Annotated in this window: 16 protein-coding genes; 5 read left to right on the forward strand and 11 right to left on the reverse strand. The window is 65.2% G+C overall.

The genetic code is table 11. The annotated features are described in order from the left end of the window. Positions 1–2: 2 nt before the first annotated feature. Genes IQ35_RS11205 through IQ35_RS11215 form a run of 3 tightly spaced genes read right to left on the reverse strand, consistent with a single transcriptional unit; the run spans position 3 to position 2,760 of the window. Positions 3–1,253 carry an SAM-dependent methyltransferase gene (locus IQ35_RS11205; RefSeq protein ID WP_145073567.1) on the reverse strand — a complete coding sequence of 417 codons (1,251 nt, stop codon included), beginning with the start codon at positions 1,251–1,253 and terminating at the stop codon, positions 3–5. A gap of 32 nt (positions 1,254–1,285) precedes the next feature. After that, positions 1,286–2,038, reverse strand: a complete 753-nt coding sequence (locus IQ35_RS11210; RefSeq protein WP_145073570.1) for a molybdopterin-binding protein — start codon at positions 2,036–2,038, stop codon at positions 1,286–1,288. Next, positions 2,035–2,760 carry a cytochrome b/b6 domain-containing protein gene (locus IQ35_RS11215; RefSeq protein ID WP_242003328.1) on the reverse strand — a complete coding sequence of 242 codons (726 nt, stop codon included), beginning with the start codon at positions 2,758–2,760 and terminating at the stop codon, positions 2,035–2,037. Before IQ35_RS11215 ends, IQ35_RS11210 begins: the two co-directional genes overlap by 4 nt. A 280-nt stretch (positions 2,761–3,040) precedes the next feature. Here IQ35_RS11215 and IQ35_RS11220 point away from each other — a divergent pair, with 280 nt between their 5' ends. Next, a complete protein-coding gene (locus IQ35_RS11220) occupies positions 3,041–3,547 on the forward strand; it encodes a porin family protein (RefSeq protein ID WP_031290911.1) in 507 nt (168 codons plus the stop codon). 380 nt (positions 3,548–3,927) lie between these two features. Here the strand turns inward: IQ35_RS11220 and mtgA are convergent, their stop codons facing one another. After that, the gene (gene mtgA / locus IQ35_RS11225) at positions 3,928–4,626 is read right to left on the reverse strand and encodes a monofunctional biosynthetic peptidoglycan transglycosylase (RefSeq protein WP_145073573.1); all 699 of its coding nucleotides are present in this window, start codon (positions 4,624–4,626) and stop codon (positions 3,928–3,930) included. A gap of 101 nt (positions 4,627–4,727) precedes the next feature. Here mtgA and IQ35_RS11230 point away from each other — a divergent pair, with 101 nt between their 5' ends. Continuing rightward, positions 4,728–5,252: a GNAT family N-acetyltransferase gene (locus IQ35_RS11230; protein WP_145073576.1), complete on the forward strand. Its 525-nt coding sequence runs from the start codon at positions 4,728–4,730 to the stop codon at positions 5,250–5,252. A 36-nt stretch (positions 5,253–5,288) separates the two neighbouring features. Here the strand turns inward: IQ35_RS11230 and IQ35_RS11235 are convergent, their stop codons facing one another. The 7 genes from IQ35_RS11235 to dapA form a co-directional block, all read right to left on the reverse strand. Continuing rightward, a complete protein-coding gene (locus IQ35_RS11235) occupies positions 5,289–6,068 on the reverse strand; it encodes a transglutaminase-like domain-containing protein (protein WP_021244619.1) in 780 nt (259 codons plus the stop codon). Between the two features lie 387 nt (positions 6,069–6,455). Further along, a complete protein-coding gene (gene recA, locus IQ35_RS11240) occupies positions 6,456–7,529 on the reverse strand; it encodes a recombinase RecA (RefSeq protein WP_021244618.1) in 1,074 nt (357 codons plus the stop codon). Positions 7,530–7,628: 99 nt separating this feature from the next. Continuing rightward, entirely contained in the window at positions 7,629–7,988 is a 360-nt protein-coding gene (locus IQ35_RS11245) for a response regulator (RefSeq protein ID WP_031290908.1), read from the reverse strand. An 82-nt stretch (positions 7,989–8,070) separates the two neighbouring features. Beyond that, positions 8,071–10,485, reverse strand: a complete 2,415-nt coding sequence (locus IQ35_RS11250; protein WP_021244616.1) for a PAS domain-containing sensor histidine kinase — start codon at positions 10,483–10,485, stop codon at positions 8,071–8,073. Positions 10,486–10,531: 46 nt separating this feature from the next. Continuing rightward, positions 10,532–11,125: a DUF2062 domain-containing protein gene (locus IQ35_RS11255; protein ID WP_021244615.1), complete on the reverse strand. Its 594-nt coding sequence runs from the start codon at positions 11,123–11,125 to the stop codon at positions 10,532–10,534. Continuing rightward, positions 11,125–11,607, reverse strand: coding sequence for an SsrA-binding protein SmpB (smpB, locus tag IQ35_RS11260; RefSeq protein WP_021244614.1), 483 nt, complete (start codon positions 11,605–11,607; stop codon positions 11,125–11,127). Before smpB ends, IQ35_RS11255 begins: the two co-directional genes overlap by 1 nt. Positions 11,608–11,655: 48 nt before the next feature. After that, positions 11,656–12,534: a 4-hydroxy-tetrahydrodipicolinate synthase gene (gene dapA / locus IQ35_RS11265; RefSeq protein ID WP_021244613.1), complete on the reverse strand. Its 879-nt coding sequence runs from the start codon at positions 12,532–12,534 to the stop codon at positions 11,656–11,658. A 148-nt stretch (positions 12,535–12,682) separates the two neighbouring features. Between dapA and IQ35_RS11270 the strand changes: the two genes are divergently transcribed. From IQ35_RS11270 to yfiR, 3 genes are all read left to right on the forward strand, one after another. Continuing rightward, positions 12,683–14,731: a lytic transglycosylase domain-containing protein gene (locus tag IQ35_RS11270; protein ID WP_145073579.1), complete on the forward strand. Its 2,049-nt coding sequence runs from the start codon at positions 12,683–12,685 to the stop codon at positions 14,729–14,731. A gap of 21 nt (positions 14,732–14,752) precedes the next feature. Next, a complete protein-coding gene (gene greB, locus IQ35_RS11275) occupies positions 14,753–15,229 on the forward strand; it encodes a transcription elongation factor GreB (RefSeq protein WP_145073582.1) in 477 nt (158 codons plus the stop codon). Between the two features lie 117 nt (positions 15,230–15,346). Beyond that, positions 15,347–15,889 carry a regulatory sequestration protein YfiR gene (yfiR, locus tag IQ35_RS11280; protein WP_199739949.1) on the forward strand — a complete coding sequence of 181 codons (543 nt, stop codon included), beginning with the start codon at positions 15,347–15,349 and terminating at the stop codon, positions 15,887–15,889. The last annotated feature ends 2 nt before the right edge of the window (positions 15,890–15,891 follow it).

The following is a 15,891-nucleotide window of genomic DNA, read 5'->3' on the forward strand; positions in this document are numbered from 1 at the left end:
GTTCAGCCTGCGCTACTGTTCCGCAGCGCCGCTTCGGTCTCCGTCATATAGTCGCGCGTGATCGGCAACGTGCGCCGGTCGCGGACATATTGGACCTGATAATTCACCATCCCGCCATGCTCGAACACCGTCGCCGCTCCGGCGAGATAGAAGGTCCACAGGCGGAAGAAGCTTTCGTCATACAGGGCGACGATCTCTTCCCTGTGCTCCATTGTCCGCTTGTACCATTCGCGTATCGTCAGCGCATAATGCAGGCGGAGCACCTCCACATCCGTCACCATCAGGCGCGTTCCTTCGCTGCCCCGCAGCATTTCGGACAGGGCCGGGATATAGCCGCCGGGGAAGATATATTTCTGCGTGAAGGCGTCGGTGATGCCGGGGCCGTCGATGCGGCCGATGGTGTGGAGCAGCATCACGCCGTCGGGCGTCAGCAGGTCGCGGCATTTGTTGAAGAAGGTGCGGTAATGTGCCGTCCCCACATGCTCGAACATGCCGACCGACACGATCCGGTCGAACGGCCCGTTCATGTCGCGATAGTCGATCAGTTCGAAGCGGACATGATCGGATACACCCGCCTCCTGCGCCCTCTGGCGCGCGACCTTGAGCTGTTCCTCCGACAGGGTGATGCCCGTCACGTCGACGCCGCAGGTGCGATGGAGATAGAGCGCCATGCCGCCCCAGCCGCAGCCTATGTCCAGCACCTTCATGCCGGGTTTCAGCAGCAGCTTGGCGGCGATGTGCGCCTTCTTGTCCTCCTGTGCCTGTTCCAGGCCGATGCCCGCCCGATTGTCGGCATCGGGCCAGTAGGCGCAGCTATATTGCCGGTCCTTGTCCAGGAACAGGGCATAGAGCGCGCCCGACAGATCGTAGTGATGGGCGACGTTGGCTTTCGCGCGGGAGCGGTGGTTGGCGCGCCAGAGCGTCTGGCGAAGCGCCTTGAACCCGCGCTTGAGCGGTCCCCTGCTGCTGATCGATCGGCCCTTTTCCCAGGCGTTGTTGACGCGGATGAGGGAGATCAGCTCCATAATGCCGCCGCCCTCGATCGCGACCCGCCCGTCGATATAGGCTTCCGCCATGCCGAGCCGCGGGTCCTTCAATATGTCCAGCGGAACGCGCGAATCGAGGAATGTGAGCGTCAGGCCGGGGAAGGCCGGATCGGGCGTCCCCACCGTGCTGCTGGAGCCGTCATGATAGATGACCGTAAGCTGGCCCTGCGAAACCAACCGCCTGAGAATCCGTTCGAATATCTTCATGTGCCGCAACCTGCCCTGTCATGACGCGGGCGTCAAATGCCTGCGTACCAATCATAGCCTGCGCGGTCTTCCCAATAGCCGCCCTTGCCCGCGCCGATACCGGACAGGCTCTCCACCGCCTCTATCGCCATCAGATATTTGGCGTGCTTGTAGCCCAATTGCCGCTCCACCCGCAGCCGCAGCGGCGCACCGTTCGCCACCCGCAGCGGCCGGTCGTTCAAGGCGAAGGCCAGGATGGTCTGGGGATGGAAGGCATCGATCAGGTCGATGCTTTCATAATAGCGCGCGCCCCCGCCCATATCGTCGGCGCAGCGCAGGACGACATAGCGCGCCCGGCCGTGCATCCGCGCGGCGTCGAGGATGAGCGACAGCGGCACGCCGCGCCACTTGCCGATGGCGCTCCAGCCTTCGACGCAGTCATGGCGGGTGATCTGCTCGCGATGGGGCATGGCGTGGAGTTGGGCGAGCGAGAGCGACAGGGGCCGGGCGACCATCCCGCCGACGCGCAGCCGCCAGTCGGCAAAGCCGCTCCGCCACAGCGCCCTATAGGCCGGCGTGTCGGGATTGGCGGTGCCGTTGGCGCGGAAGAAGGGGGAGATCTGATCCGGCCGGAATTCATGCGCGAGGGCGTCGGGACGCATCAGGCCACGCTGCGCCCATTTATGGAAATTGTCCGCCGAAAAGAGCGCATCGCGCACCGTTTCATGGCGCGCCAGCCGGTCGCAGCCCGCCAGCGCGGCGGCTCCCCCCAGCACCAGCGCGCGGCGGGAGAGAAGGCGCGTCATCGCCTTTTCTCCGGCACGCGATATCTGCCCGTGAGCATGGATCGAACCTCATTGAGCGGACCCGCCAACAGCACCATGAGGATGTGGACGAGGAAGAAGGCCGCAAGCGCGAAGGCGGCGATAAAATGGATCGACCGGGCGGACTGCCGCCCGCCGAACAGGTCGATCAGCCACGGCCAGGCCGCGTTCATGCCCGGCGACATGGCAAGGCCGGTCAGGATCGCGACTGGCAGCAGCAGGAAGATCACCGCCCCATAGCTGCCCTTTTGCAGCACAGTGTAGCGAAGCGCCGCCTCCCCCGTGGGAAAGCGCAGGCGGGCATGATCCTGGATATCCCGCCAGACGTGGCCGGGGGCCAGCTCTCCCCGGCGGAAGAGCAGGTCCCGGCGGATGTGCCCGTTGCCCAGGCTCCAGAACATATAGACAAGCAGCGAGAAGAGAAGGACCGGCGCGGCGGTCAGGTGCCAGTGCCGCGCCATGGCGAGATCGTAGAGCGCTGGCAGCGTGATCCAGCCGGGGAAGCGACCCGGTTCCAGCCAGGCATGATCGAAATTGGCCCCATATTGGCCCCAGTAAAGCCGCGGATGCGCGTTGAAGATACCCAGGCCGCTGGTGAACAGCATATAGAGCAGCATCGCATTCAGCCAATGCCACAGGCGCGTCGAAAGCCGATGGCGCTGCACCATGCGCGGCATGACGGCGGCGGCCTGGCCCTGTCCCATGACGGCAACTGTTACCCTTTTGCATCAGTCAGGTCAAAATGGATGTTCGGGGCGCAAAAGGAAGGACGCCGTTCATCTGGCAGCCATCTGGCGGGCGCATAAGCGCGCTCCCACCGCAAGTAAGCCGGCGGGCCCTGAAACGACTATGGAATGATAGCTGTATTTTTCAAGAGGGTCAGGATCAGAATAAATTTATAGATCAGTCCCTTTTAAAAACTGATTGAGTATCTAGATAAAGCTCATCCCGGTTCAGGGTGTCGAATAATATATGAGGAATATGATGAAGACTGCGTTTATCGCGGCGATTGCTGCTGCTACCGTTTCCGTCCCCGCTTTTGCACAGGATGCAGCTCCCTTTACTGGCCCGCGCGCTGGCGTGGTCCTGGGCTATGACAATATCCAAGGCAGCGACGGTTTCACCTATGGCGGCTCCACCGGTTATGACATCGCGGTCACGCCGCGCGTCACCGTCGGCCCGGAAGTGTCGTTCAGCGACTCCACCACCAAGGACAGCGGCGTCCATGCCAGCCGCGACCTCGCCGCTTCGTTGCGCCTCGGTTATGTCGTGACGCCGCAGGTGCTGGCGTTCGGCAAGGTCGGCTATGCCAATACCCGCTTTGAATATGCCGGCGCGCATCAGTCGCTGGAAGGCGTGCGTTTCGGCGGCGGCCTGGAATATGCGGTGACCCCGCGCACCTATATCTCGGCCGAATATCAGCGGACCGAATATGAGGATGATTTCGGCGGCCGTAATGCCGGCCTGGTAGGCGTCGGCTTCCGCTTCTAAGCGCGGCCGATCGCAGGAAGAAGGGCGGCTCCCCTTGCGGGCCGCCCTTTTTTTTTGGGTCAGGTCGCTTGCAAACCCTCGCGCCGGATGGCGTTTATGGGTGGTTTGCGGTCGCCCCCTCCCCGTTGTCATGCCAGCGAAAGCTGGCATCTCTCTTTCTTAGGGTGCAACCAAGCCTAAGGGAGATCCCGGCTTTCGCTGGGATGGCGGATAATGAACGTCCGCAACTGGCCGAAAGAAGCCGCCGGCGCGAGGGTTTGCAAGGTGCGTCATTCCCCTTTTGCAGGCCAGCAATGGACCTGCGGCGAAAAAAGCGCCAATCTTCGTCAATGTTCATGGGATGTTTCATGACGCTGCCGGGTCATCGCGCTCCGGCTTTCCTAGCGCAGGCACCTGTCCAGCCCGTCCCGCTGGACCACGCCGACGCGCGCGGCGATGCTGTTGCCGTAGCGCCTGGTGAAACCGCTCGGTGCGACCGCCGCCCGCTTCTTCGGCAATGGCAGGACAGCGGCGATCCGCGCCGCCTCCGCCCGCGTCAGGCGGCTGGCGTCATGATGGAAATACCGCAGCGCCCCCGCGTTCGCGCCATAGGTTCCAATGCCGGTTTCCGCGACGTTCAGATAGACTTCCATGATCCGCCGCTTTCCCCATATGGCCTCGATCAGCACCGTGAACCACGCTTCGAACCCCTTGCGGACAAAGCCGCCGCCCTGGATCAGGAACACATTCTTCGCGGTCTGCTGGCTGATCGTCGATCCGCCCCTGATCCGGCCGCCGCTGGCGTTATGCCGCATGGCCTGCGCGATGGCGTCGACGTCGAAGCCGTGATGCGTGCAGAAGCGGCTGTCCTCCGCCGCGATGGCGGCCCGCGCCATGTTCGGGTCCATATCGTCCAGGCTCATCCAGTCCTTCGTGAAGCCCCTGGAATCGAACAGCATCGTCAACGTCACCGGCGGCGGCACGACGCGATAAATCCCCACCATGAGCAGCGAGAACACCGCAAAGACGACCACGATCCTGATCGGAACGGTGATCCAGCGGGAAAAACGGCGCGAGGAGGAAACGGGTTTGGCGTTCATGGCGTCCTCGTAACGCGCCACCCCCGCTTCGTTCAAGCGGCCGCGGGCATTCTCCTTTCGGACCGTCGCCGTTCGATGCGCGGCATCATGGGAGCGCCGGAATGACCTTGCCCGGCGGCTGGCGGCAGATGGAGGCAGCCGATATCGCGGCCGTGTCGGCCATTTCCGATGCCGTGCACGGACCTTTCACGGAGGATGCGGAAATCTACGCCGAAAGGCTGGCGCTTTATCCGGCGGGATGTTTCGTGCTGGAACGGCAGGAACGCATATCGGGTTATCTCATTACCCATCCGTGGCATGCGGCGACACCGCCCCCATTGAACCGGCCCGTCGGAGCAATGCCGGCCGATGCGGATTGCTATTATCTGCACGACCTCGCGCTGCTGCCGGAGGCGCGGGGGTGCGGAGCTGGCCGGGCTGCGGCGGACTGCGCCCTGCGTGCCGCGCGCGCGGCGGGGCAGGAGACCATCCTCCTCATCGCCGTCGGCGGCGCGGAGGCTTTCTGGAAAAGGCAGGGTTTCGCCGCCATTGCCGGCAGGCGCGACGATGCGGGGAAGTCATCCTACGGGGAGGAGAGCGTGCTCATGCGCCGTCCGGTTTGCGCCGGGGACCGGGATAGGCTGTAAAAAAGCAGGATGCGGATGCTGTCCGATCCCCAATCGTCAAAGCCGCTTCACCCGGATGGCCTGGCGATTGAGGACAGCGCTTCCGAAAACCGTCATGAAGGCGATATCCGTCGCGTCGCGGCCCACGGCGATGCGGACCATGGTTTCAATGGGCGCAAGGCCGGTGGCGTCGACCAGATGCCAGGCTCCGTCCAGCCAGACTTCGACCACGGCATGGAAATCGGGCGGATCGAGATCCAACGCATAGACGGAGACGAGCCGGGCCGGAATGTCGCAGGCGCGGATGAGCGCGGCGGTCAGATGGGCATAGTCGCGGCAAACGCCCTGTTGGGTGACGAAGCTGTCGACCGCGCTGGTCGTCGCGTCCGAACTGCCGGACACATAGCGCAGATTGTCCCGGACCCATTGGACAAGGGCCTGCACCAGCACGCCGCCTTCCAGTCCGGGGAAATGCCCTTCGACGAAGCCGCCGAAACGGTCCGCCTCGCAATAGCGGCTGGGCCAGATGAAGGGGAGCACCGATTCCGGCAAATCGGGCAAGGGCGATTTGCGCAGCCCCGAAAGATCGGGTGCGATGCGCTCCACCTCCACCGCCGCATGATAGCGCAGCGTCATGCGCCCGCCGCCCGCGCGCGTCCAGGCCCGGCGGCCCACGGCGCTTCCTCCGCCCAGGGTGGAGACAGGCCCCGCCCCTTCGACCATCAGGGATTGTTCCAGCACATGCTGGTCGTGCATTTCCGCCGCCTCAAGCGCCAGCAGGACATCGGCCGACCCGGCAAAATCATAGTCCAGCACGGTTTCGATTTCGAGGCGCATCCCTGCCCTTTCCGTTGTCCCGCAACATAACCGGTCAATCCCGCGTCCGTTCCTTCCGCGCTGTGCTCCAGCTATTTACATGATCCACGCGAAGGAAAAGGCGATTATGCCGCTTGCAACCTTGAATGGCGGTTATGTGGTGGAGAGAGGACAAACCGCTTCCCAGTGGAAACGTCGCCCCCCCTTCGCAGGAGCACGGCGCAAGCAACGTCTCCTTCTGATCGTTAGCCGATTTTCAGTCGCTCGGCTTTGCAAACGCCATCATCGCTCATGTAAAAGGCCCGCCGTGCTTCCTTGCGCGGCGGGCCTTTTCAGTGCGTGAAGCGTGAGACGGGCAGCGCCGCGCCGGCCAGCTTCCGGTTGATCCGTCCGGAAGCCGGTCAGCGCTTATTCGCCGCCGTCATCCGCTTCGGATCCCGCCATCATCCCTTCGGCGACCTCCTCGGTCTTGCCCCGGATCGCCCTTTCCAGACGATCCGCCATTTCGGGATTTTCCTTGAGGAAGGTCTTCGCATTCTCCCGGCCCTGACCTATGCGGACCGAGTCATAGGAGAACCATGCGCCCGATTTTTCGACTACGCCGGCCTTGACGCCCAGATCGAGGATCTCGCCGATCTTGGAAATGCCCTCGCCATACATGATGTCGAATTCGACCTGCTTGAAGGGCGGAGCGACCTTGTTCTTGACCACCTTCACGCGGGTCGCGTTGCCGACGAAGTCGTCGCGATCCTTGATCTGCCCCGTGCGGCGGATGTCGAGACGGACGGAAGAGTAGAATTTGAGCGCATTGCCGCCCGTCGTCGTTTCCGGATTCCCGTACATGACGCCGATCTTCATGCGTACCTGGTTGATGAAGATCACGATGCAGCGCGAACGGCTGATCGAGCCGGTCAGCTTGCGCAGCGCCTGGCTCATGAGGCGCGCCTGGAGGCCGACATGGCTGTCGCCCATTTCGCCTTCGATCTCCGCGCGGGGCACCAGCGCGGCGACCGAGTCCACCACCAGCACGTCGATCGCATTGGACCGCACCAGCGTATCGACGATCTCCAGCGCCTGTTCCCCGGTATCGGGCTGCGACACGATCAGTTCGTCGATATCCACGCCCAGCTTCTTGGCATAACCCGGATCGAGCGCATGTTCGGCGTCGACAAAAGCCGCGACGCCGCCGCCCTTCTGCGCTTCGGCGATGACATGCAGCGCCAGCGTGGTCTTGCCCGAGCTTTCCGGCCCGTAAATTTCAACGACGCGCCCGCGCGGCAGGCCGCCGATGCCGAGCGCGATGTCGAGGCCGAGCGAGCCGGTCGAAATTGCTTCGATCTCCATCTTCTCGCGGCTGCCCAGCTTCATCGCCGAGCCTTTGCCAAAGGCGCGGTCGATCTGGGAAAGGGCCGCTTCCAACGCTTTTTGTCTGTCCATTGTCCCTGTCTTCTTGGAATCGATGAGTGAGAGCATTGCGGTCATGGCCCTGTCCCCTGTCAAGTGGAACGCGCCGATTCTTCCGGCGCCTGGCCATCATGTATCCTGTTTGTTCCACAAGAACAAGAGGGGAACAGAATTTTCCTATCGCCCCTCCAGCGCCTTGCTCAGGGCGCGCTCCACCGCTCCGATGGTGAACGGCTTGGCCAGGGTGGGCCGCGCCGCATGGGTGGTCGGCAGATCGTCGGCCATGCCCCCGGTCGCGAAGACGAAGGGTATGGCATGTTCGACCAGGATGTCGGCGACCGGCCAGCTCTTTTCGCCCTGAAGGTTGCAGTCCAGCAACGCGGCGTCGAAGCCGCCCTGCCGAGCAAGCATGCAGGCTTCGTCCAGAGACGTCGCCAGACCGTGCAACCGATAGCCCAACGTGTCGAGATAATCCTCCAGCATCATGCCGATCATCGCTTCATCCTCGACGATCAGGATGGATTTGCCGTCCGACATGCCTGCATTCCCTGTTGCGAAAGGCTTCGCTATCGCATCGGATGCGGCTTGCCCAGCCCCAATCCCCTGATCCACCGCAAAGTCATTCCGCCGCCGGCGGGCGCAAAGCGAGCGCGTCGCGCGCGGCTTCGGCCAACTGGCTGACGGAAAAGGGCTTGGGCAGGAAGGCGACGTTGGCGATGTCGATGGATTTGCGAAGCTGTTCCTCGGCATAGCCGGACATGAACAGGACCGGCAGGTCGGGGTGCGTCCGGCGCGCGCGCGCGACCATCGCCGGACCGTCCATATTGGGCATGACCACGTCCGAGATGAGAAGGTCGATCCGCTCGTCCCCGGCCAGCACCTCCAGCCCTTGTTCGCCGTCGCTGGCGGTCAGCACCTTGTATCCCTGCCGCACGAGCGCGCGTTCGGCGACGGCGCGGACCATGTCCTCATCCTCCACCAGCAGCACGGTGCCGGTGCCCCATGTCTCGCTGCGGCGGACGGGAGCCTGCGGCTTTGCGGGCTGATGCGCGTCCGCGCCCTGATAGACGGGGAGGTAGATGACGAAGCTCGCGCCCCGCCCCAATTCCGATTCGGCGAAGATATAGCCGCCCGACTGCTTGACGATGCCATAGACGGTCGACAGCCCCAGGCCCGTGCCCTTGCCCAGTTCCTTGGTGGTGAAAAAGGGTTCGAAGATCTTCGCCAGCACCTCCGGCGCTATGCCAAGGCCCGTGTCGGATACGCGCAGTGCGGTATAATCGCCCGCGGGCATGATCTGGCTGCGCATCTCGCGCACGCGCGCGGCGGGCACGGCATAGGTCTGGATGTTGAGCGTGCCCCCTTGCGGCATGGCGTCGCGGGCGTTGACGGCCAGGTTCACGATCACCTGCTCAAGCTGGCCGGGGTCCGCGCGCACCGCGCCCAGATTGCGGCCGTGGCTGACTTCCAGCTTCACGCTTTCGCCCAGCAGGCGCTTCAGGAGGTTGGACACGTCCGCCACGATATCCGGCAGTTGGAGAACCTGCGGCCGCAAGGTCTGTTGACGGGAGAAGGCGAGCAGCTGGCGCGTCAGGCCCGCCGCGCGGTTGCTGTTCGACTTGATCTGCTGGATGTCGTCATAATCGCTGTCGCCCGGCGTATGGCGCATCAGCATCAGGTCGCAATGGCCGATGATCGCGGTCAGGATATTGTTGAAGTCATGCGCGACCCCGCCCGCGAGCTGGCCGATGGCCTGCATCTTGGTCGCCTGCGCCACCTGCCGCTTGAGCTTGCTTTCCTCGCTATTGTCCTTGAGGCTGAGCAGCACCGCCGCTTCGCCCAGGCCGCGCACGCCCGCGAGGCTGAGCGCGGTCGGCTCGTCGGGCTGGTCGCGCATCCTGACGGCGATGTCGCCCGACATTTGCGGGCCGACGGCGAAGCGGCGCACGGCGTCGGCCACCGCCGCCTGATCCTCCCGCACGACAAGGTCGCCGGGATAGCTGGGCTTCTCGCCGGGATTAAGGCCCACCGCCCGCCCGAATGCGTTGTTGAGGAAGAGCACGCGCCCGTCCCGGTCCGCCATGGCGAGGCCGAAAGGCAGCAGCGACAGCAGCGTTTCGATATAGGACAGCGCCGACGTCCCGCCTCCGCCGCCCGGCTCGTCGATGAGGAGGAGGAGCATCGGCCCGTCCTGCCCGCCGCCTGCCTGGGTCGCGCGGCGCAGCGGCACCTGGAGCAGGCGCAGCGGTAGCCCGCCTGACTGCTCGCGCGCCAGGAACAGCCGTCCCTTGTCGTCCACCCGCATGTGCTGGGCGAAATCGCGGCCCGTGGCGTTGGCGTCGATCCGCCCCACGGCGCGGAGCAGGAAAGCGCCATTGGCCGCCCGGATGCGCCCTTCGCCGCCGATCATCACCGCCATGACGCCCGCCTCGCCAAGCTGGCGCCCGGCCTCGCCCGTCAGCAGGCGATGCACGTCGTCCAACGCGCTGGGCTGTCGGACGGGCGTGAAGCGCCAGAGCAGATAATCCTCCGCACGGCCCGTCCGGCAGATGTCGACGTCCAGCCGCAGCGCGCCATGCGCCATGCCGCGCACCGCCGCTTCGCCATCCTTCCACGCCTTGCGCGCGGCGGCCGTCAGCTTTTCGGTCGCGGCGGGGTCGGCGATGAGGGCGGGCGGCGTGGGATAGCCCGCGAACCATTCCCCGAACAGGTCGCTGGCGCACAGCAGGCGGCCGGTGCGGTCGGTGACGGCGATGGCGACGTTGGACGCGTCCGCGGCGGCGCGGGCCACGGTCCAGTCGGGCATCGCCTCGCTATCGGCGGGGGCGGGGGGATAGAGATGGCGGAACCAGGACAATAGCGCCGCGATCACCAGCACCGCGGCGGCAAAGCCCGCCGCCGGCGCCCATTCGCCCGCCGCGAATAGAACCAGCCCCGCCGACAGCAGCGCCCCGCCGACCAGCAGAGGCAGGGCAAGGCGCGAAGGCGGCTGCGCCAGCCACGCATCGTCCTTGCCTTTCAACCGCGTGGCCATGCCCGCGTACCCCCTGCGCCCATTGCGGAACTGTGCCCCTCTTCGATCAGACGGGCGCGATTTCCTCCAATGCGCTGCTTTCGGCCTGCTTGCCAATCCTCAATTTGCGGGCATTCCATTTCCGGCCCATGCGATGCCGCCAGAACCAGTCGGCCAGGAAATAGCCGACCGCCGCCGCGGCACAGGAAATCAGCGCCAGGCCGAACAGCATCGCAGGCGCGGCCTCCGAAAAGAGCCAGGCGCACCATTGCCCGATGGTCGCATGATCGTTGACCAGCGCCATGAAGCCGGACGCATCGGCGGAGCGCCCCAGCGTCCAGTTGCCGATATAGACCGACGCCCAGAGGATGAACGGCGTCGTCGCGGGATTGGAGAGGAAAGTCATCGCCGCCGCGACCGGGATATTGGCGCGGAACGGCAGGGCCAGCAGCGCCGCGCCCGCGATCTGGACGCCGGGGATCAGCAGGAAGATGCCGACCAGCAGCCCCAGCGCGACGCCGCGCGGCACCGACCGGCGGGTGAAACGCCAGAGCGAGGGTTCCAGCACGCGATGCGCGACGGGGGCGAGAAAGCGGTTGTTCTCCAGCGATTCACGAGTCGGGGCGTTGGCGTGCCACCAGCGTGTGAAGCGGCTGGTCATCAGCCGTGCGCCTTCATGATGCGCTGCTGATCGCGTTTCCAGTCGCGTTCCTTGATCGTCTCGCGCTTGTCATGAGTCTTCTTGCCGCGGGCGAGCGCCAGCTCGACCTTCGCCTTGCCGCGTCCATTGAAATAGATGCTCAGGGGCACCAGCGTCATTCCCTGCCGGGCGACCGCGCCGTGCATCTTCGCGATCTCCCGTTCGTGCAGCAGCAGCTTGCGGGGGCGTTTCGGTTCATGGTTGTAGCGGTTGCCGTGGCTGAATTCGGGGATGTTGCTGTTGACCAGCCACACCTGCTCGTCGCGCACCTCGGCATAGCTTTCGGCGATGTTGCCTTCGCCAAAGCGCAGCGATTTGACCTCCGTGCCCTGAAGCGCGATCCCGGCCTCGAACACGTCGTCGATGAAATATTCGAAGCGCGCGCGCCGGTTTTCGGCGACGATCTTCTTCTTGTCGAATGTTTCGGGACGGGGACGGGCCATGATTTCCAGAACTAACCGCTATGCTTTCTATATGGGGCCGCCGGCCCCTTAAACCAGACCGGCGATCTCCAGCGCGCGGTCGACGGCGGCGCGGCTCGATTCCGATGGCCAAGTGACTGGCAGGCGGACGTCGCCGGGCATGTCGGGCCGAACGCGGGTGAGCGCATATTTGACAGGTCCAGGTGAAGAATCGCTGAACAGCGCATCGTGCAGCGGATAAAGGCGGTCGTGCAGCGCCAGCGCCCCGGTCCAGTCCCCGCGCGCGCAGGCCGCCTGAAATTCGGCGCACAGGCGCGGCGCGACATTGGCCGTGACCGATATGCAGCCCCGTCCGCCGGACGCGTTGAAGGAAAGCGCGGTTTCGTCATTGCCCGACAGCTGGCAGAAATCCGGCCCGCAGGCGAGGCGCTGCGCGGTGACACGCCCCAGATTTCCGGTCGCGTCCTTTATGCCGACGATCGTCTGGAAATCCTGCGTCAGCCGATGGATCACCGGGACGCCGATGTCGGTGATGGTGCGGCCCGGCACATTGTAGATGACGATGGGCAGGTCGCAACGCTCGGCCAGATAGGCGTAATGGCGATAGACGCCCTCCTGGCTGGGCTTGTTGTAATAGGGCACGACGACCAGCGCCGCATCCGCCCCCGCCGCCTGCGCCGCGAACATATGTTCAAGCGCGATGCGCGTGTCGTTCGATCCGCAGCCCGCGATCACCGGCGCCCGGCCCGCCGCCTGGTCGACGCAGACGGCGACGACGCGATTATGTTCCGCCACCGTCATGGTCGAGCTTTCGCCCGTGGTGCCGCAGGGGACGAGGGCGCTGCTGCCTTCCGCGATCTGCCAGTCGACCAGGGCGCGGAAAGCCGACTCGTCGATCGCCCCGTCGCGAAAGGGGGTCACAAGAGCCGGTATGGACCCGGAAAACATGATTTTACTCCTTCAATTCTCCGGGATTCCGGGGCATTGTCTGGTTGAACGGGGCGCTATAGCGCTTCATTCAGAGCCTGATAAGGATGCAATTACGATTATGTCCATAATGCGCTCACCCGCTCCTCCTGAAATGTTGATGGTTCGTATGCCCCTTATTGCCCTTTTGCTTGCCACCGCCAGCGCCAGCGCGCAGGTGGATACCCCTGCCTCCCCCGCCCCCGCCTATCCGCCCGGCGCGGTGGTCCAGCCCCTTCCGGGCCAGGGCGGCCAGCCCTCCAGCTCCGGCCAATGGGACCGGGTGAGCAGCCGCATCGGCGTGTCGTCCGACGCGTCGGTCAATGGAGCGATCAGCCAGTGGCGCGCCTTGCAGCAGAGCGACGGCCTGGGCTTTTCCACCTATGCGAGCTTCATCATGGCCAATCCCGGCTGGCCCGGCGAGGACCGGATGCGGCGGCTGGCGGAAACCGGGATCAATCCCGACAGCTACGATCCCCGGCAGGTCGCCGCCTTCTTTGCCCGCTTCCCGGCGCGCACGGCGGTCGGTCATGCGCGCAACGCGCTGGCGCTGATGCAGCTTGGCCGCATGGACGAGGCGCGGGTGGCGGCGCGCAGCGCGTGGATCGGCGGATCGCTGGCGCCGACCGACGAAGTGCGGCTGTTGTCGCTGTTCGGCTCGGGCTTCAGCGCCGCCGACCATGACCAGCGCGCCGACGCCCTGCTGTGGGGCAATGACGTGATGGGCGCGACAAGGATGCTCGCCTATGTCTCCCCGGCGCGGCGCCCGGTCTATACGGCGCGGATCGCCTTCCGCCAGAAAGCGCCCGACGCGGCGATGAAGATGCAGGCCGCCGAAGCGCTGGGCGCGACCGATGCGGGCTTCGTCGCGGACAAGGCGATGTGGCTGCGCGACACCGGCAACTGGGTCGCGGCGCGGCAATATCTGGCCAATCGCGCCACCCTGTCCTTCCGGCCGAGCAATGCCGAGAAATTCTACGAGGTGCTGCTGGATCAAGCCCGCGCATCGGCAAATGACAGCCAGTGGAGCTTCGCCTGGGGCATAGCGAGCCGGATCGACGATGCCTATGCGCCCGGCACCGACGTCAGCGGACGGCCCATCGGCGAGCGCGACGATTATACCAGCCTCGCCTGGCTGGCGGGGACCACGGCCTTCTACAATCTCAACCGGCCCACCGACGCGGTGGGCATGTTCCGCCGCTACGCCGCCGCCGCCAAGTCGCCGCAGACCCAGTCCAAGGGCTATTATTGGGCGGGACGCGCCGCGTTGGCGGCGGGGGACGCGGCATCGGCCAACAGCTATTTCCAGCAGGCGGCGGTCTTCCCCGACCAATTCTACGGACAACTGTCGCTGGAGCGGCTGGGCCGTCCGATCCCCGCCCCTGTCCCTTATGAGCGGCCGGTGGAGATTTCCGCCGCGCAGCGCAGCGAGTTCAACGGCCGTTCGGTCGTGCGCGCCGTCCGGGCGCTGGGCGCGATGGGCTATTGGGAGGATCAAAGCAAATTCGCCCGCGCCATCGCCAATAATGCCGACAGCGACAGCGATCATTATCTGGCCGCCGAACTCGCCAAGAGCATCGGCCGCCCGGACATGAGCGTGATGGTGGGGCGGCGCGCGGTTTCGAACGGCCTCACCGGCTATGGCGAAAGCGCTTTCCCCCGCGTGCCGGTGCCCCCTTCGGCCCAGTCCAACTGGACCATGGTGCACGCCATCGCGCGGCAGGAAAGCCAGTTCGACCGCGCCGCCGTCAGTCATGCCGGGGCGCGGGGCCTGATGCAGCTCATGCCCGGCACCGCGCGGGAACAGGCGGGGAAGCTGGGCATGGGTTACAATCCCGGTTCGCTGACCACCGACACCAGCTACAACATCATGCTGGGCTCGTCTTATTTCGAGCGCATGATGAGCTATTATGGCGGCAGCTATCCGCTGGCGGTGGCGGCCTATAATGCCGGGCCGGGCAATGTGAACAAATGGCTGGCGGCCAATGGCGACCCGCGCATGCCCGGCGGCGACATGCTCCGCTGGATCGAGCTGATCCCGATCTTCGAGACGCGGAACTATGTCCAGCGGGTGCTGGAAAACGCCGTCGTCTATGAAGCGATGAACCCGGAACGGGCGCGCTTCCGGGGCACGCAGGCGGTGCTGAGCCGCTATCTGGGGAAGCAGACACCGGGCTGAACCTGCGCTAAAAGGCAGGGCATGACCGGCCAACCCAATTACATCACGCCCGAAGGCTTCGCGAAGCTGCGGGCGGAATATGACCATCTGCTGGGGCATGAGCGGCCCCGCGTCGTGGAGGTGGTGAGCTGGGCGGCGGGCAATGGCGACCGCAGCGAGAATGGCGACTATCTCTACGGCCGCAAGCGGATGCGGGAGATCGACGGGCAGCTCCGCCGCCTGTCGCGGAAGATGAAGGACGCCAAGGTCGTCGACCCGAAGGCCCAGCCGGACAAGAGCCGCGTCTATTTCGGCGCGACCGTCACCATCGCGGACGAGGACGACAACCGCCGCACCGTCACCATCGTCGGCAATGACGAGACCGGCGCGGGACGGATCGGATGGGGATCGCCCATCGCGCGGGCGCTGCGCGGGGCGGCGGCGGGCGATCTGCGCCGGGTGGCGCTGCCCGCGGGCGAGAAGGAATATGAAGTGATGACGATCACCTACCCCGAATAGGAAAGCGCAGCGCGCAAGCGCACCGTTACCGGGCTTGATCCAAGTCGATGATTTGTGCTGCATTTTCCATGCGGGGAAACTATGAGGACGCGCGGACAGTCGGGGGTGGAATCAGGTTTGCGTCATCTATCGTTCTTCTGCCTTCTGCTGATGCCATCGGCCGCCGTCACGGCAGTTCCGGCCTACCAGCCCGTGGCGATGCCGATCGGCAATGGAGCGGACCCCTTGGCTTCCGGCGCGGCGCGCATGGTCGGCGCGATATTGGAATATACGCGCTGGCCGGCCGAACATCCCGTCATCAGGCTGTGCGTCGTAGGCGCGACGCGCCATGCGGGCCGGCTGGACGAGGCAAGCCCGCCCCATGGCGCGAGAATCGACCTGTCGCCCCTGTCCGACCCGACCGAACCGGCGCGAAACCGTTGCGACGCGCTCTACATCGGGCAGCTCGCGCCCGTTCCGCTGCGCCGCCTGATTGGCGACATGCGCGGCAAGCCCGTCGTCACCATCGCGGAAGACGATCCCGACTGCCGGAGCGGCGCGATGTTCTGCCTGATCTTCACGCCGCAAACCCTGTCCTTCCAACTCAACATCGATGCGGTATCGCGGTCCGCGGTGCGGATCGACCCGCGCGTGCTGCGCATGTCGAAAGGGGGATATTGAGC

Origin of the sequence: Sphingobium wenxiniae (assembly GCF_007830065.1) — a bacterium.
Classification (GTDB): Bacteria; Pseudomonadota; Alphaproteobacteria; order Sphingomonadales; family Sphingomonadaceae; genus Sphingobium; species Sphingobium wenxiniae.

Bases quoted from the DNA above. Each gene is read 5' to 3' on its own strand.
- greB (WP_145073582.1), top strand. From the start codon at position 14,753: ATGACCGGCCAACCCAATTACATCACGCCCGAAGGCTTCGCGAAGCTG.
- IQ35_RS11255 (WP_021244615.1), bottom strand. From the start codon at position 11,125: ATGACCAGCCGCTTCACACGCTGGTGGCACGCCAACGCCCCGACTCGT.
- IQ35_RS11235 (WP_021244619.1), bottom strand. From the start codon at position 6,068: ATGCGCCTCGAAATCGAAACCGTGCTGGACTATGATTTTGCCGGGTCG.
- recA (WP_021244618.1), bottom strand. From the start codon at position 7,529: ATGACCGCAATGCTCTCACTCATCGATTCCAAGAAGACAGGGACAATG.
- IQ35_RS11250 (WP_021244616.1), bottom strand. From the start codon at position 10,485: ATGGCCACGCGGTTGAAAGGCAAGGACGATGCGTGGCTGGCGCAGCCG.
- IQ35_RS11205 (WP_145073567.1), bottom strand. From the start codon at position 1,253: ATGAAGATATTCGAACGGATTCTCAGGCGGTTGGTTTCGCAGGGCCAG.
- IQ35_RS11220 (WP_031290911.1), top strand. From the start codon at position 3,041: ATGAAGACTGCGTTTATCGCGGCGATTGCTGCTGCTACCGTTTCCGTC.
- IQ35_RS11210 (WP_145073570.1), bottom strand. From the start codon at position 2,038: ATGACGCGCCTTCTCTCCCGCCGCGCGCTGGTGCTGGGGGGAGCCGCC.
- smpB (WP_021244614.1), bottom strand. From the start codon at position 11,607: ATGGCCCGTCCCCGTCCCGAAACATTCGACAAGAAGAAGATCGTCGCC.
- dapA (WP_021244613.1), bottom strand. From the start codon at position 12,534: ATGTTTTCCGGGTCCATACCGGCTCTTGTGACCCCCTTTCGCGACGGG.
- IQ35_RS11230 (WP_145073576.1), top strand. From the start codon at position 4,728: ATGACCTTGCCCGGCGGCTGGCGGCAGATGGAGGCAGCCGATATCGCG.
- mtgA (WP_145073573.1), bottom strand. From the start codon at position 4,626: ATGAACGCCAAACCCGTTTCCTCCTCGCGCCGTTTTTCCCGCTGGATC.
- IQ35_RS11245 (WP_031290908.1), bottom strand. From the start codon at position 7,988: ATGTCGGACGGCAAATCCATCCTGATCGTCGAGGATGAAGCGATGATC.
- IQ35_RS11270 (WP_145073579.1), top strand. From the start codon at position 12,683: ATGCCCCTTATTGCCCTTTTGCTTGCCACCGCCAGCGCCAGCGCGCAG.
- IQ35_RS11215 (WP_242003328.1), bottom strand. From the start codon at position 2,760: ATGGGACAGGGCCAGGCCGCCGCCGTCATGCCGCGCATGGTGCAGCGC.